General features: G+C 66.8%; 10 protein-coding genes. 2 read left to right on the top strand and 8 right to left on the bottom strand.

The genetic code is table 11. The features are described 5' to 3' along the window. Positions 1-73: 73 nt before the first annotated feature. The 3 genes from ACZK2R_RS09735 to ACZK2R_RS09725 form a co-directional block, all read right to left on the bottom strand. Positions 74-856 carry a helix-turn-helix transcriptional regulator gene (locus tag ACZK2R_RS09735; protein ID WP_180837613.1) on the bottom strand — a complete coding sequence of 261 codons (783 nt, stop codon included), beginning with the start codon at positions 854-856 and terminating at the stop codon, positions 74-76. A gap of 154 nt (positions 857-1,010) precedes the next feature. Next, positions 1,011-2,136, bottom strand: a protein-coding gene (gene prfB, locus ACZK2R_RS09730) for a peptide chain release factor 2 (RefSeq protein WP_097048047.1) whose coding sequence is annotated in 2 segments (ribosomal slippage) — positions 1,011-2,060 and positions 2,062-2,136 — 1,125 coding nt in all. Because the reading frame shifts where the segments join, the coding sequence is not laid out codon by codon here. A 70-nt stretch (positions 2,137-2,206) separates the two neighbouring features. Then, entirely contained in the window at positions 2,207-3,067 is an 861-nt protein-coding gene (locus ACZK2R_RS09725; protein WP_107432702.1) for a LytTR family DNA-binding domain-containing protein, read from the bottom strand. A gap of 175 nt (positions 3,068-3,242) precedes the next feature. On the opposite strand from ACZK2R_RS09725, the gene ACZK2R_RS09720 reads away from it, so the two are divergent. After that, positions 3,243-4,445 (top strand): acyltransferase family protein, encoded by a 1,203-nt coding sequence (locus tag ACZK2R_RS09720; RefSeq protein WP_180837614.1) that lies wholly within the window; start codon positions 3,243-3,245, stop codon positions 4,443-4,445. Between the two features lie 114 nt (positions 4,446-4,559). Here the strand turns inward: ACZK2R_RS09720 and ACZK2R_RS09715 are convergent, their stop codons facing one another. Then, entirely contained in the window at positions 4,560-7,469 is a 2,910-nt protein-coding gene (locus ACZK2R_RS09715) for a VIT domain-containing protein (RefSeq protein ID WP_180837615.1), read from the bottom strand. Between the two features lie 131 nt (positions 7,470-7,600). Between ACZK2R_RS09715 and ACZK2R_RS09710 the strand changes: the two genes are divergently transcribed. Beyond that, the gene (locus ACZK2R_RS09710) at positions 7,601-8,650 is read left to right on the top strand and encodes a DUF1176 domain-containing protein (RefSeq protein WP_180837616.1); all 1,050 of its coding nucleotides are present in this window, start codon (positions 7,601-7,603) and stop codon (positions 8,648-8,650) included. 83 nt (positions 8,651-8,733) lie between these two features. On the opposite strand, the gene recJ is transcribed toward ACZK2R_RS09710, so the two are convergent. From recJ to carB, 4 genes are all read right to left on the bottom strand, one after another. Continuing rightward, entirely contained in the window at positions 8,734-10,491 is a 1,758-nt protein-coding gene (gene recJ, locus ACZK2R_RS09705) for a single-stranded-DNA-specific exonuclease RecJ (protein WP_180837617.1), read from the bottom strand. A 160-nt stretch (positions 10,492-10,651) separates the two neighbouring features. Continuing rightward, positions 10,652-11,569 (bottom strand): phosphoglycerate mutase, encoded by a 918-nt coding sequence (locus ACZK2R_RS09700; protein WP_180837618.1) that lies wholly within the window; start codon positions 11,567-11,569, stop codon positions 10,652-10,654. 4 nt (positions 11,570-11,573) lie between these two features. Further along, positions 11,574-12,038, bottom strand: coding sequence for a transcription elongation factor GreA (greA, locus tag ACZK2R_RS09695; RefSeq protein WP_026347191.1), 465 nt, complete (start codon positions 12,036-12,038; stop codon positions 11,574-11,576). Between the two features lie 8 nt (positions 12,039-12,046). After that, positions 12,047-15,289 carry a carbamoyl-phosphate synthase large subunit gene (gene carB, locus ACZK2R_RS09690; protein WP_180837619.1) on the bottom strand — a complete coding sequence of 1,081 codons (3,243 nt, stop codon included), beginning with the start codon at positions 15,287-15,289 and terminating at the stop codon, positions 12,047-12,049. Between the last annotated feature and the right edge of the window lie 5 nt (positions 15,290-15,294).

Here is a 15,294-nt window from a genome sequence, read left to right as displayed (position 1 = left end):
TAGCTCGCTGTTGCTGTTGCCGTTGCTTCGGCTTGAAGCAGGTGCAGGGCTGCAAGCCCTGCCGAACAACCCCCTACCTACGCGGCAGGTAGGTAACCAGTGACAGGTCGTGCCGGCTCTCCGGCACCAGCGCCACGTACTGCAGGTCCAGCAACCCGCGCGTGGGATGGTTCAGCTTCTTCGCACCTTCGTCGAACCGGCGCACGTCGTGCTCCGGCCACCACTGGCGGAACTCCTCGCTGTGCGTGGCGATGTCCTCGGCCAGCGCCAGGAACGGGGCCTTGTCCGGCGCCTGCGCCATCGCCGCGCGGAAGCCGGCCAGCAGGCCGCGGGTCATTTCTTCCCAGTTGAGGATCAGCGTGCGGTACGGCGGATACAGGAACATCAGCCGCAGCGTGTTGCGTTCGTGCGGCGCCAGCTGGCTGTAATCCACGAACAGCTCGGCGATGGCCGGGTTCCACGCCAGGATGTCGTAACGGGTATTGCGCACGTAAGCCGGGATCGGCTGCATCGCTTCGACCAGTTGGCGCAGGCCATCGGTCACCGTTTCGTCGGGAGATTCCAGTGGCACGCCGTAGCCGGACAGCGCGAACGCATAGGCGCGCTCGTCGTCACTCATGCGCAGTACCTGCGCCAGGCGCTCCAGCACTTCGGGCGAGGCGCGCACTTCGCGGCCCTGCTCGATCCAGGTGTACCAGCTGACACTGACCCCGATCGCCAGTGCCACTTCCTCGCGCTTCAGGCCCGGGGTACGCCGGCGCCCGGCCGGCAGGCCGAGCGTGGCGGGATCGACACGGGCGCGGCAGGCCTTGAGGAAGCCGCCGAGTTCCTTGCGTTCACTTTCGCTGCGCATCATCGCTACCGCCGTACCTGTTGTAGCGTCGAGCCATGCTCGACGCATCTACTACCGCGCGAACAGCAGCTGAGCATGGCTCAGCTCTACAGTAAAGCCAGTTCAGCCACCCTCGGCGTTGCGCGCGAGGGTGACGATCTCCGCGCAGGCACGTCGATCAGGCATCGACGCGCTTGGAGCCCACGGCCAGGCCGGCCTTCAGGCTGGCTTCGACGAATTCGTCGAGGTCGCCGTCCAGCACCTTCTGCGTATCCGAACGCTCGATGCCGGTACGCAGGTCCTTGATACGGCTCTGGTCGAGCACGTAGTTGCGGATCTGGCTGCCCCAGCCGATGTCGGACTTGGTGGCTTCCACGGCGTCCTTCTCGGCGTTGCGCTTCTGGATCTCCAGCTCGTACAGCTTGGCGGCCAGCATCTTCATCGCGTTGTCGCGGTTCTGGTGCTGGCTGCGGCCGGTCTGGCAGGCCACGACGATGTTGGTCGGGATGTGGGTGATACGCACCGCCGACTCGGTCTTGTTCACGTGCTGGCCACCGGCACCGGACGAACGGTACACGTCGGTACGCAGGTCGGCCGGGTTGATGGTGATGTCGATGTTGTCGTCGATTTCCGGCGACACGAACACCGAGGTGAAACTGGTGTGGCGTCGGTTGTCCGAATCGAACGGCGACTTGCGCACCAAGCGGTGCACGCCGGTCTCGGTCTTCAGCCAGCCGTAGGCATAGTCGCCTTCCACGCGCAGCGTGGCCGACTTGATGCCGGCAACGTCGCCACCGGAGACTTCCATCAGCTCGGTCTTCCAGCCGCGCGATTCACACCAGCGCAGGTACATGCGCAGCAGGATCTCGGCCCAGTCCTGGGCTTCGGTGCCACCGGCACCGGCCTGGATGTCGACGAACGCGGCAGCATTGTCCATCTCGCCGGAGAACATGCGCTGGAACTCCAGCTTCTCCACGTGCGACTGGTGCTTGTCCAGGTCGGCGACCACGGCCAGCGCGGTGTCCTCGTCCTGTTCGGACTCAGCCAGCTCAAGCAGTTCGGTGGCATCAGCCAGGCCGTCCAGCACCGAGGCGATGCCGCCCACGGTCTTTTCCAGGCTGGAACGCTCGCGGCCCAGGTTCTGGGCGTATTCGGCGTTGTTCCAGACGTCGGGGCTTTCCAGCTCCCGCGTTACTTCTTCAAGACGCTCTTTCTTGGCGTCGTAGTCAAAGATACCCCCGAAGCGACAGCACGCGATCGGTCAGATCGGTGATGCGCTGGCGGACAGGATTCAGTTCGATCATGTCGGCGGTTATGCATTCAAAAGATGACTGGTAATGATACCGCAGGCCGGGGATGCCCGGAATGAGGGCCTCACCCTGCCCCCAGCGCCTGCCGCAGCAACGGCAACTGGCGCCGGCTGCAGGGCACTTTGGCTCCATCGGCCATGTGCAGCAGGGCCTCGCCCCCGTCCAGCGGCTCGATCGAGCGCAGCTGGCCGCGATGGATCAGCCAGCTGCGGTGCGGGCGCAGGAACTCGCCCGGATCCAGCCGCTGCTCCAGCACCGCCATGGTGATCCGCAGCGGGTAGTCGTGGCCGCGTACCCGCAGGTTCACGTAGTTCCCCGCCGCCTGGGCGTACTCCACGTCGGCGGTGGCGACCAGGAACTCCTTGCCCAGCTTGCGCACCAGGAAGTGCTGGGGGCGCTCGACCGGCTCCACCGGCGGGCCGACATCGGGCTCGGCCAGCAGGTGCGCCTCACCCTGCCGGCGCCGGCCAAACCAGCTCGCAAAGTGCTCCAGTGCCACGAACATCGCAAACGTGCGTACATCCTTCAGGTATTCGTACGCAAAACGCTCCAGCCAGCCGGCATCGTCCTGGTACCGATAGCCCAGCGCTCCATAGGCCAGGTGCCGCAGCAGCATCATCCCCACCACGTGCAGCAGCGACCAGCCGACGCTGGCCAGCAGATACAGCGGCAATCGCTGCTTCCAGGTATCGGCATGCAGCGGCCAACGCTCGCAGGCCCGCCACAGCAGCGGCAGGGTCAGCAGGATCGGGACGAGGCTGCTGAACTCCCAGATCATCGGCTCCCACAAACCCAGATCGGCACCACGGCGACCGGCATCCATCACTTCCACCAGCGCATTGGTCACTGCTGAAGCGGACAGGATGGCCGCCCATACCAGCAGGCGGGTTGACGTGCGCCAGCGCGGTGGTCGGCCCTGGGTCATTGCTGCATCCATGTCGTTGCGGTGCTCCAGCCTGCCTCAAGGGACCGAGGGTAGCGGCTCCATTGGTCCCACCACCCCCGCCATTGGTCACTGCGCGGCTTCCGGCGGCCCCTTGGAAGTCGCTGCTCGGACCGGGCGGCGTCACCTTGGCTCGACTCTCCGGCACACCACCCCCATGACCCGACGCCACGACATCGACGCCCTGCGCGTGTTCGCCTTCGCCCTGCTGATCCTCTATCACACCGCCATGGCCTATGTGGACGACTGGGGCTTCCACCTCAAGAGCGTGCACACGGCCGAATGGCTGCAGTGGCCGATGGTGTTCGTCAATCGCTGGCGGATGTCACTGCTGTTCCTGATCTCGGGCATCGCCATCGCGCTGATGCGACCCGAAGGCAGGTTGCTGCGCTTCGCCTGCCTGCGCACCTGGAAGCTGCTGTTGCCCCTGCTGTTCGGCATGTTCGTGATCGTACCGATCCAGCCGTATTGCGAAGGCGTGTCCAACGGCCATGTGGCACCGGGCTTCGGCCACTTCCTGCTGCGCTACTGGCAGGTGCGGCCCTGGCCGGAAGGCAGCTTCGCCGGCTGGCAGTACGGCATCACCTGGAACCACCTGTGGTACCTGGCCTACCTGTGGAACTACACCCTGGCGCTGGCCCTGTTGATGCCATTGCTGGGAACGACAGTAGTGCGCGGCGCGATGGCACGCGTTGCAGCCTCGCCCGCGCTGCTGATTGGCATTCCGTTCGCCCTGTTGCTGGCCTGGGTGATCTGGCTGGAGCCGATCTATCCGTCCACCAATGCCCTGCTCGGCGACTGGTACCAGCACGCGAAGTACGCCACGGTGTTCCTGGCCGGCTACCTGCTGAGTCGCGAGCCACTGTTCTGGGAACGGGTGGTGGCCCTGCGCCGCACCACGCTGTGGCTGGCACTGGCGGCGGTCGGCTGGTACATGGGCCTGCGCATCCTTGGCCAGGTGCTGGCGGCCGATTCCCCCCTGCGGCAATGGCCCGAACCGTTCTGGGACCTGCAGGTCCGGACCAGCCAGTCGCTGTACGTCTGGACCGTGCTGCTGGCCATCCTGGGCTGGGGAAAGGTGTTCCTTGATCGCCCGTTCCGCTGGCTGCGGTACTGCACCGAGGCCATCTATCCCTGGTACATGCTGCACCAGAGCCTGATCATCGTGCTGTTGTTCTGGCTCAAGCCACTGCAACTGGGCCCGTGGATGGAACCGGCCCTGCTGCTGGCCGGTACCATCGGCGGCTGCCTGCTGATCCACGAGCTGCTGATCCGCCGCTCGCGCTGGCTGCGGCCGCTGTTCGGCCTCCGTGCCGATCCGCCAGCGTCGCCGATTGCACGCGCCGCAACGGCGCGCTGAGTTCGGTGCCGTTGTAGAGCCGAGCCCGCGCTCGGCTGCTTCTGCCGTGAGCCGAGGCTCGGCTCCACCTTGAGGCAGTCGAGCAAGCTCGACTCTACAAAAGCCCGGGATCGATCATTTCACCTCGAACTCGCCCACCAGCACGGTCTCGGCGCGGTCCTTCAGCCGCATCGTGACCATCTGGTCCTTCTGCTTCGGCGTGCCCCAGTGCGTGGTCAGCCGCAGCATCAGGGTCGTCGCACCGGTCACCAGCTGCTGGCGGCTGCCGAAGTAATTGGCCTCCACCTTGTACTTGCCGGGCTTGGCATTGCGCAGCGAGAACTGCTCGGGGCCATAGCCGCCGGTGAAGTCCTGCGACATCTGCCCGCCTTGGTAGGTCAGGCGGTTGCCGTAGTACGCGCGCTCGCCGTTCGGGTCGGTCACCCACAGGTCCATGTCGCTGTTGTCGGCATCCCACGACAGCACCACGCGCAGGTCCAGCGGCATCGCCTGCAGCAGGCGCGGGTCGATGCTGCGGGTATCCAGCCGTGGCGTGCTGCGTGCCACCAGGTTGTTCAGCTCATCCAGCGCGATCAGGGCGATGCCGTCGAAGCGGTTGTCCCACGGCCGCACCACCACCTGATACAGCGGCGCCAACGCCTGCTGCGGCTTGCCCGCATCCGCCAGTGCCAGGCCAAGATCGCGGAAGCTCTGCGGTTCTTCCTGGCCCATCGCCAGCACCTGCTCGAACACCGGCACCGCCAGCGCGGGGGCATCCGCCTGCATCAACCGGTAGCCGAGCACACGCAGCAGGTGGCGGTTGTCCAGGTCCATCTCGGCCAGGTTCGACAGCACGCGCAGTGCAAGTTCGCGCTGGCCCTGCTCCAGCAACAGATCGGCCACATCGAGGAAGAACGCGCTGCTGTCGGCATGTGCATCGCGCTCGGCCAGGTAGCGGTCATACAGTTGCGACGCCGGGCCCTGGCGCAGCCGCCGGGCGATGGCCGAATCCGGCTGCCAGGCCGCCAGCTGGATGCCGAGCTCGCCCTCGTTGGCGGCAGCGGATGCAGCGACAACGCTGCCGGTGAGCGCGACCACATCCAGTGCTTTGTTCGATGCGGACGCTGAGCGACGTGCACGCGCGCTGCTGGCTTCCATGCGTTGCTCGGCGGCGGCCATCGGTGCCGGCGCGGGTGGTGCCGCAGGGGCCGGCGCGGCGAGCATCGCCACCGGCGCCGAGTCCATCGCGTAGTCCGCGGATGCAACTTCCAGCGCCCCGCCCTTCAACTGCGGAGGCGCTCCCTTCGGCCAGCTTCGGTTCCACCACTGCTGGCGCTCCTTCCAACGTGCGGCAACCTGGTCCAGGCGCTGGCGATCGGCAGCGGCGCGATCGCTCACCTGCCGTGCGAAGCGGGCATCGTACTCGGCACGCAGCTTGCCGGACGGGCGGATCGCGTAGCGCAGGTAGTCCTCCAGGGTCTCCAGCACGATCAGCGAGGTGTCCGGTCCGACCAGGCCGAACTGCTGCGACAGCAGTTGCATTGCCTCGCGGTTGCCTCGGCGGTCGGCGCCGAGTTGCTGCAGACGGGCCTGCGCCCACAAGCCGGCCAGCAGCTCACCGTCGTCACGCTTCTGCGTTGCCGGCAGCGCCTGCCATTCACCGCCGCCCACGCGCACCCGCATCGGCACGCCGTCCGCCGCAAGGCGGGCATGCAGCCATAGCCAGCCTTCGGCCTCGCTGCGACGATCGATCACAACATCCTGTACGCCACGGCCCGCATCGACCTGCACGTCCAACGGCGACGACAGCAGTTCGCGAGCGGCCGCATCAACATCCTTGCCCAGCGCGACAAAGCGACCGCCATGCGCTTCGCTCCAGCCGCGCAGGCGCACTACATCGGTTCGCGCACCAGCACTGCTGACCGCGAACAGGCGCTGCTGCGGTGCGAGTGCTGGCAGTGCTTCCGGTCCATAGGTCAGCAGGCCATCGCTGACCAGCAGGTATTCCTTCACGCTCGGTTGCGGCTGCCACTGCGCCAGCGCGCTGGCACCGTCAGGGCGTACGGCCTGCAGTGCTGCACGCAGCTCGCTCCAGTTGCCTGCACGGACACGGAAGCGACGCATCGGTTCGGCACGGTCACGCAGCACGGTCAATGCCACAGTGCCGTCACCCAGCGCTGCGAAATAGCGATCCAGCAAGGCGAACTCACGTGTGCGATCGCGCTGGCCCGCCGAACCGGAACCGTCCCACAGCAGGCCGATTTCGCTGGGAAGCGTGCGCGGCGTGCGGCTGACCGTCACCGGCAGCTGCGCCAGCAGGTAGTGACCATCCTGCCAGGGTGCCACCTGCACCTGTGCCTGACGTGCCGCCGGCAGGCTCCACTGCAGCTGCGCCGGCAACTGCGCGCCCCTGCCCTGCCACTGCAGCCGGCCTGCGTTGATACGGAACGGAGCCGTACCTGCGGTGGCCGCTTCCGGCGCCTGCAGCTTCAGCTCAACCGATGCAGCGCCAGCGGCGAACTGCAGCGGCAGCGTCCACTGCCAGCCCTGGCCGGCGAAGGCCAGCGGTTCGCGAATCACCAGCTGCACGCGTCGGCTGCCACCGGCCGGCAGCGGATAGATGCGCAGGCGGAACTGGTTGCCGGCGGTCTGTTCCAGCAGGCCCGGGTCGACACCGCGGCGGGCGATTTCCTCGAATACCTGGCGGCCACGGTCCTTGGGCACCGGCACGGCGTCACGCAGTTCACCGTTGATGTCCAGCGCGAAGCCCGTGATCTGCTGGCCATCGGCCAGCGGGAACTGCAGCTCGCCCTCCAGCACGCGCCGGTTCGGGTTATGGAATTCGAGGGTGATCCGGGTCTGGGCGACGCCGGCCTGGACCTCGCCTTCGATGCGGGCGCGCTGCAGTTGCACCGGCTGTTCGGCGGCGGGCGCAATCAACAGCGGGGTGGTGGCTTGCGGCCTGGCAATGCGTGGCGACTGAGCGCCGACAGGCCCGGCCGCGAGGGCCAGCAACAACACAGCGCAGCAACGGACGAAGACCATGACAGGGCTCCAGAGGGATCGTGGACATTTGAACGCACGGACAGCCGGAATGGGGTTGGACCGTGCGCGGCTTTTCTTTGCCCCCATCCACAGGCACCATGCCCCACGCTCCCACACGCGCAAGGATGCCGATGCGATTGCCCCTGCTGGCCACTCTGTTGGCACTGGCCTGCCCCCTGACGGCCCTTGCTGCGGCTCCGGCCAAAAGCCTGTATTTCCAGCACCACGACTGGGTCGTGGCCTGTGACAACACCTTGACCTGCCGCGCCGCCGGCTACGCCACCGACGATGACAGCACCCTGAGTGTGCTGCTCACCCGCAAGGGCGGCCCGGATCAGGCCATCCAGGGCCGCCTGACGCTGCAGCCGGAAGAAGGCCAGACCCAGCCCAAGGGCGCGCTGCATCTGCGCATCCAGCAACAGGACCTGGGTGTCCTTGCTCCCTTGAAGAGCGCAGGCAGGCACAGCTTGACTGCTGCGCAGACCAGCGCACTGCTTTACGCATTGGTGCGCGGCGGTGGAATCAGCGTGACCGATGGCGCTGGCCATCGCTGGCCGCTGTCGGACAAGGGTGCCGCGGCGGTACTGCTGAAGATCGATGAGTACCAGGGCCGCCTCGGCACGCCCGGCGCCGTGATGCGCAAGGGCAGCACGCCTGAATCCAGCGTCCCCGCCGCACTGCCGGTGCCGGTTGTGCGCAAGGCCGCTACCCTGGACTCAACTCCGGATGATCCCGCGTTTGCTCGGCTGGCCGCCTCACCCGCCCTGCGCGCAGCACTGCGCGCCACGCTGGAGGACGACAGCTGCGAAGGCCTGCAGGAAACTGATGCCGACGTTCCGCTCAGCAACTCCCCGCTGCAGGTCCGGCGCCTGGACGCGCAGCATGTGCTGGTCACGGTCCCGTGTTGGCGCGGGGCCTACAACATCGGCGATGGCTATTGGGTCGCCAGCCCGCAGGCGCCGTTCCAGGCGCAATGGGTGACCAGCGATGCGATCGACTACACCGACGGCCAGATCATTGCCGCGCAGAAGGGCCGCGGCCTCGCTGACTGCATTTCGCACGCAACCTGGACGTGGGACGGGACGAACTTCATCGCGACGTCCGAGGTGGCACCGGGTCTATGCCGGGGCGTGCCCGGTGGCACCTGGGAACTGCCGATGCTGGTCAGCGAGGTCCGCTGACGCCACAGAAAAAGGGGACGGAGGGGATTAAGTCGCAAGTGGCAAACAAGGCACAAGCGACTTAATCCCCTCCGTCCCCTTTTTCATGCAGGCAGGCAGTGCTCGACGATCAGCTGGATGGCGCTGCCGCCACGATAGTCATCGCAGGCCAGCCGATAGGCCAGATGCACATGACGGCCGGGCGCGTTACCGTGCCAGCCGCCGAAATGGATCGCGTTGATCGTGCCGGGTACACCGGGCAGGCGCAGTTCCAGCTTCAGGTGGCGCTCTTTCAACACGCGCCAGTTGGCCACTTCGAAGTGGCCATCGAACAGCGGCTCGGGGAAGCCCTGGCCCCACGGTCCAGCCAGGCGCAACGCATCGGCGTGGCGATGGTCGAGCTCGTCTGCGGCCAGTTCGCCGTCGCTGAGAACCTGCTGCTGCAATGCTGCGGGGTCGAGCATTTCCAGCACGACAGCCACGAAGGCCGCCTTGAAGTCATCGACGTGATCCAGCCGCATGCTCAATCCAGCCGCCATGGCATGCCCACCGAAGCGTTCGATCAGTCCCGGATGCCGCGCATCGACCAGCGCCAGTGCGTCACGGATGTGCAGGCCGGGAATCGAGCGCGCCGAGCCACGCAGCGTGTCGGCACCGGGTTCTGCAGGCGCGAAGGCGATCACCGGGCGATGCAGGCGATCCTTCATCTTCGACGCGACCAGGCCGACCACGCCCGGGTGCCAATCGGCGTCGAACAGGCAGGCCGCCACCGGTCGCTGGCCGGCCATGTCCAGCACCACGCGGGTCAACGCCTGCTCGGCGTCGTCAGTCATCGACTGCTGCACGGCGCGCCGTTCCGAATTGATCTGCTCCAGCGTCTGCGCGATCTCGCGCGCCTGGCGCGGGTCTTCGGTCAGCAGCAGCGCGATGCCCAGCGCCATGTCTTCCAGCCGGCCCGCAGCGTTCAGGCGCGGGCCGAGTGCGAAGCCGATATCGGTGGCCGTCAGTCGCGCGGCATCACGGCCACTGGCTTCGATCAGCGCACGCAGGCCGACACAGCCCTGCCCTGCGCGTAGACGGCGTAGGCCCGCACTGACCAGCGCACGGTTGTTCGGATCCAGTGCCACCAGGTCGGCAACGGTGCCGACCGCCACCAGGTCCAGCAGCGTGGTCAGGTCCGGCCCCTTGCCATCGGCAAAGACGCCGGCCTCGCGCATCTGCCGGCGCAGCGCCATCAGCACGTAGAAGATCACGCCGACACCGGCCAACGACTTGCTGGGGAAGGCGTCGCCGTCCAGATTCGGATCAACGATCACGTCAGCCGGCGGCAGCTGCGGGCCCGGCAGATGGTGATCGGTGACGAGCACCTGCCAGCCACGCGCCTTGGCCGCGGTCACGCCCGCGTGGCAGGCAATGCCGTGATCGACCGTGACCAGCAGGTCCGGCTGTAGCGCGACCAGCTCCTCCACCAGCGACGGCGACAGGCCATAGCCGTGCACCATGCGGTTCGGCACCGCGTGGAAAACATGCTGCGCGCCGAGCATGCGCAGGCCGCGCACACCGACCGCACAGGCGGTAGCACCATCGCAGTCGAAATCGCCGACCACCAGGATGCGCTTATCGTTGGCGATGGCCTCGACCAGCAGGCCCACTGCATCGTCGATGCCGGTCAGCAGCTCGGGCGCATGCAGGCTGCCCAGCTTCGGCAGCGCCAGCTCCGGGGTACCGGCACCGCGACTGGCGTAGAGCCGCGCCAGCAACGGCAGAGTGCCCTCCGGCCAGTTGGCGGGCGCAACCGCATCGCGGCGGCGGATCGTCGGCGTATCAGAGGAGGGCTGCACGGCATCGGCGGCAAGGGACATCGGCATCGCCGGTTACGAAAGACAGAGGGATGATACCGCGCGTGGGAGAGGCTGGCGGGATTGCGCCCGGCTCCGGCGGTAGTGCCGGCCGCTGGCCGGCAACCCCGGCAAACATCGGGGGTCAGAGCCGTTTTCCCATGGAAAACGGATCCGATCCCGCTCAATCGTGAAGCTGCCGCGGCTTTTTCCAGAACTGCCAGCGCTGGCCACGATCCAGCTGAAACTGCAGGCCATCCTCGAAATCCAGCACCAGTCGCTGCAGCTCGCCGCGTTTCAGCGCGGCCAGCAGTGGCCGGATCGCATCATTGCCGAGCTGCTGCAGGGAGCGCAGCTGGCGCAGGTCGACCAGTGCATCCACCGCCTGCTCGCCATCCACGGCCACGCCCGCCGCCAGAGCCAGGCCCTGCAGCAGGGCATCACGACTGCGCACCTGCGCATGCGCCGTGTTGACCGACACTGGCATCACGCCACCGCCCCAGAACCACAGCGAATTGATCGGCTGTTGTCCCTGCGCGGCGCGCTGCTGGTTCCAGGAATGGTTGTGCAGCAGCACCTGCGCTTCGGTCATGAGCGCCCGCCAGCGGCGACCGCCCTCGCCTTCCGGCAGGTGCGAGAACAGGTCATCGCCCAGCACCTCGTCCGGACTGTCGAAGTCCGGCAGGGCCAGGTCGATCGGAAGCCGCAGGTACCAGCGCGAGGGATCGGGCGCGTCGAGCACGAACCCGGCATCGGCGAACAACGGCTGCAGCACCGGCAGCAGGGCCAGGCTGTCGGCCAGCGTCGGCCGCAGTGTTTCGCCATAGGCCATCATCCGCGCACCGTGCATGTCCGGCACCATGCAGGCCGGATCGGCACGCAGCCAGCACGCGCCGGCAGCATCGCCGACGTCACGCTGGCGGCTCAGTGCGGCCACCGGCCAGTGCGGCGCGGCGACCGTGAAATGGCGCTGCAGCTGTGCCCGCTCGCCGGCTTCGAACTGCGAGGCGTTGGCGCGGCCCAGGGCACGCGCCACGTCATCAGGCAGCGCAGCCGCGGCAAAGCGGCTGCGCGCGGGCAACAGCAGGGTCGCCGTTGCCACCGGGTCAGTCCACGTAGCTGACGCTGACGATCTCGTACTCGCGCTGGCCGGCCGGGGCGTCGATCACGATCGAATCGCCTTCCAGCTTGCCGATCATCGCGCGCGCCACCGGCGAGGAGATGGCGATCAGGCCCAGCTTGATGTCCGCTTCCAGGTCACCGACGATCTGGTACTTCTTCTCTTCGTCGGTTTCCACGTCGGCCAGGGTCACGCTGGCGCCGAACACCACCTTCGAGCCGGCATTGAGCTTGCTCACGTCGATGATCTCGGCGTGCGACAGCTCGCCTTCCAGCTGCTTGATGCGGCCTTCGATGAAGCCCTGCTCCTCGCGCGCGGCGTGGTACTCGGCATTTTCCTTCAGGTCGCCATGCTCACGCGCTTCGGCGATCGCAGCGATCACCTTCGGGCGCTTGACCGACTTCAGGTGATCCAGTTCGTCGCGCAGCTTCTGCGCGCCCTTCATCGTGATGGGGGCTCTCATGCATTCAACTCCTTGTGCAGCTCCTGCAGCGACCAGACGGGGCCGGTGCCGCGGAATTCCAGTGAATCCACCAGCGCCTTGGCGCCGGCAATGGTGGTCGAGTAGGTGACGCGATGCTGCAGCGCCTCGCGACGGATCGAGAACGAGTCGTTGATCGCCGAACGACCTTCGGTCGTGTTGACGATGTAGACGATCTCGCCGTTCTTGATCGAGTCGACGATGTGCGGACGGCCTTCGACCACCTTGTTGATGATCTCGCAGTCCATGCCGTGCTGCTGCAGCCACGCGGCGGTGCCACGGGTGGCGACCAGGCTGTAGCCACGCGCCAGCAGCGCCTTGGCCACCGGCAGAACGCGCTTCTTGTCCGGATCGCGGACCGAGACGAAGGCCTTGCCGACCGGCGGTGCCTTGATGCCACCGGCTTCCTGCGCACGCGCGAAGGCAGCGTTGAAGGTGCGGCCGACGCCCATCACCTCACCGGTGGAGCGCATCTCCGGCCCGAGGATCGGGTCGACGCCCTGGAACTTGGCGAACGGGAAGATCGCCTCCTTCACCGAGTAGTAGTCCGGCACGATTTCCTTGGTCGCGCCCTGCTCGGCCAGGGTCTTGCCGGCCATGCAGCGGGCGGCGATCTTGGCCAGCGGCATGCCGGTGGCCTTGGACACGAACGGCACGGTGCGCGAAGCACGCGGGTTCACTTCCAGCAGGTAGATGGTGTCGGCACCTTCATCGCTGGTCTGGATCGCGAACTGGGTGTTCATCAGGCCGACCACGTTCAGGGCCTTGGCCAGTTCCACCACCTGGCGACGCAGCTCGGCCTGGGTTTCAGCCGACAGCGAGTACGGCGGCAGCGAGCACGAGGAATCGCCCGAGTGCACGCCGGCTTCTTCGATGTGCTCCATCACGCCGCCGATCAGGACGTTGCCCTGGGCATCGGCAATGATGTCGACGTCGCACTCCACGGCATTGTCGAGGAAGCGGTCCAGCAGCACCGGCGAATCGTTGGACACCTTCACCGCGTCGCGCACGTAGCGGGCCAGGTCGGCTTCGCCGTAGACGATTTCCATCGCACGGCCGCCCAGCACGTAGCTCGGGCGCACCACCAACGGGTAGCCGATCTCGCGGGCCAGCAGCAGGGCTTCCTGGTCGTTGCGGGCGATGCGGTTCGGCGGCTGCTTCAGGCCCAGCTTGTCGACCAGCTGCTGGAAGCGCTCACGGTCTTCGGCCAGGTCGATGGAGTCCGGGCTGGTGCCGATCACCGGCACGCCGTTGGCTTCCAGCGCGCGCGCCAGCTTCAGCGGGGTCTGGCCGCCGTACTGCACGATCACGCCCTTCGGCTGTTCCAGTTCGACGATTTCCAGCACGTCTTCCAGGGTCAGCGGTTCGAAGTACAGGCGGTCGGAGGTGTCGTAGTCGGTCGACACGGTTTCCGGGTTGCAGTTGACCATGATGGTTTCATAGCCATCCTCGCGCAGCGCCAGTGCCGCGTGCACGCAGCAGTAGTCGAACTCGATGCCCTGGCCGATGCGGTTTGGGCCACCGCCCAGGATCATGATCTTGTCGCGGTTGCTCGGCGCGGCCTCGCACTCGTCCTCGTAGGTCGAGTACAGGTAGGCGGTACCGGTGGAGAACTCGCCGGCACAGGAGTCCACGCGCTTGTAGACCGGGCGCACCTTGTGCGCACGACGCAGCGCGCGGATGGCGGCTTCGTTGGTGCCGGTCAGCTGCGCCAGGCGCGCGTCGGAGAAGCCAGCGCGCTTCAGCTTGCGCAGGCGGGCGGCGTCCAGCGCGTCGATGCCACCGGCAGCGACTTCGGCTTCGGCCGCGATGATTTCCTCGATCTGGTCCAGGAACCAGTGATCGATGAACGACAGTGCGTAGATCTCTTCCACGCTCACGCCGGCACGGAACGCATCGGCGACGAAGAACAGGCGCTCCGGGCCCGGGGCCTTCAGCTCGCGGCGCAGGGTCTGCAGGTCTTCTTCGTTGCTCAGGTCCAGGCCGGTCGGGTCGAAGCCGACCTTGCCGGTTTCCAGGCCACGCAGCGCCTTCTGCACCGACTCCTGGAAGGTACGGCCCATTGCCATCACCTCGCCCACCGACTTCATCTGGGTGGTCAGGCGGGCATCGGCGGCCGGGAACTTCTCGAAGGCGAAACGCGGGATCTTGGTGACGACGTAGTCGATCGACGGCTCGAACGAGGCCGGGGTCAGGCCACCGGTGATTTCGTTCTTCAGTTCGTCCAGGGTGTAACCCACGGCCAGCTTGGCGGCGACCTTGGCGATCGGGAAGCCGGTGGCCTTGGAGGCCAGCGCCGAGGAACGCGACACGCGCGGGTTCATCTCGATGACGACCACGCGGCCGGTCTTCGGGTTGATGCCGAACTGCACGTTCGAGCCACCGGTATCGACGCCGATCTTGCGCAGCACGGCGATGGAGGCATCGCGCAGGCGCTGGTACTCCTTGTCGGTCAGGGTCTGCGCCGGCGCCACGGTGATCGAGTCACCGGTGTGCACGCCCATCGGGTCCAGGTTCTCGATCGAGCAGACGATGATGCAGTTGTCCGCAGTATCGCGGACCACTTCCATCTCGAATTCCTTCCAGCCCAGCACCGACTCTTCCACCAGCACTTCGGTGGTCGGCGACAGTTCCAGGCCGCGGCTGACGATCTCGACCAGCTCTTCGCGGTTGTAGGCGATGCCGCCACCGCTGCCGCCCAGGGTGAAGCTGGGGCGGATGATGGTCGGGTAACCGACGCGGGTCTGGATCTCCAGCGCTTCGTCCAGGGTGTGGGCGACGGCGGCGGTCGGGCATTCCAGGCCGATCTCACCCATGGCGACGCGGAACAGCTCGCGGTCTTCGGCCATGCGGATCGCTTCGCGTTTGGCGCCGATCAGCTCGACGTTGTACTTCTCCAGCACGCCGTTGTCGGCCAGGTCCAGCGCGCAGTTCAACGCGGTCTGGCCACCCATGGTCGGCAGCAGCGCATCGGGCTTTTCCTTGGCGATGATCTTCTCGACCGTCTGCCAGTTGATCGGCTCGATGTAGACGGCGTCGGCCATCTCCGGGTCGGTCATGATCGTGGCCGGGTTGCTGTTGACCAGCACCACGCGGTAACCCTCGTCACGCAGGGCCTTGCAGGCCTGGGCGCCGGAGTAGTCGAACTCGCAGGCCTGGCCGATGACGATCGGGCCAGCACCGATGATGAGGATGGTCTTGAGGTCAGTGCGCTTGGGCATTTTCT

The organism is Stenotrophomonas sp. 96582_Sma, assembly GCF_056480905.1.
Note: the sequence above shows the minus strand (reverse complement) of the source record. Positions and strands in the feature narration are given on the sequence as shown.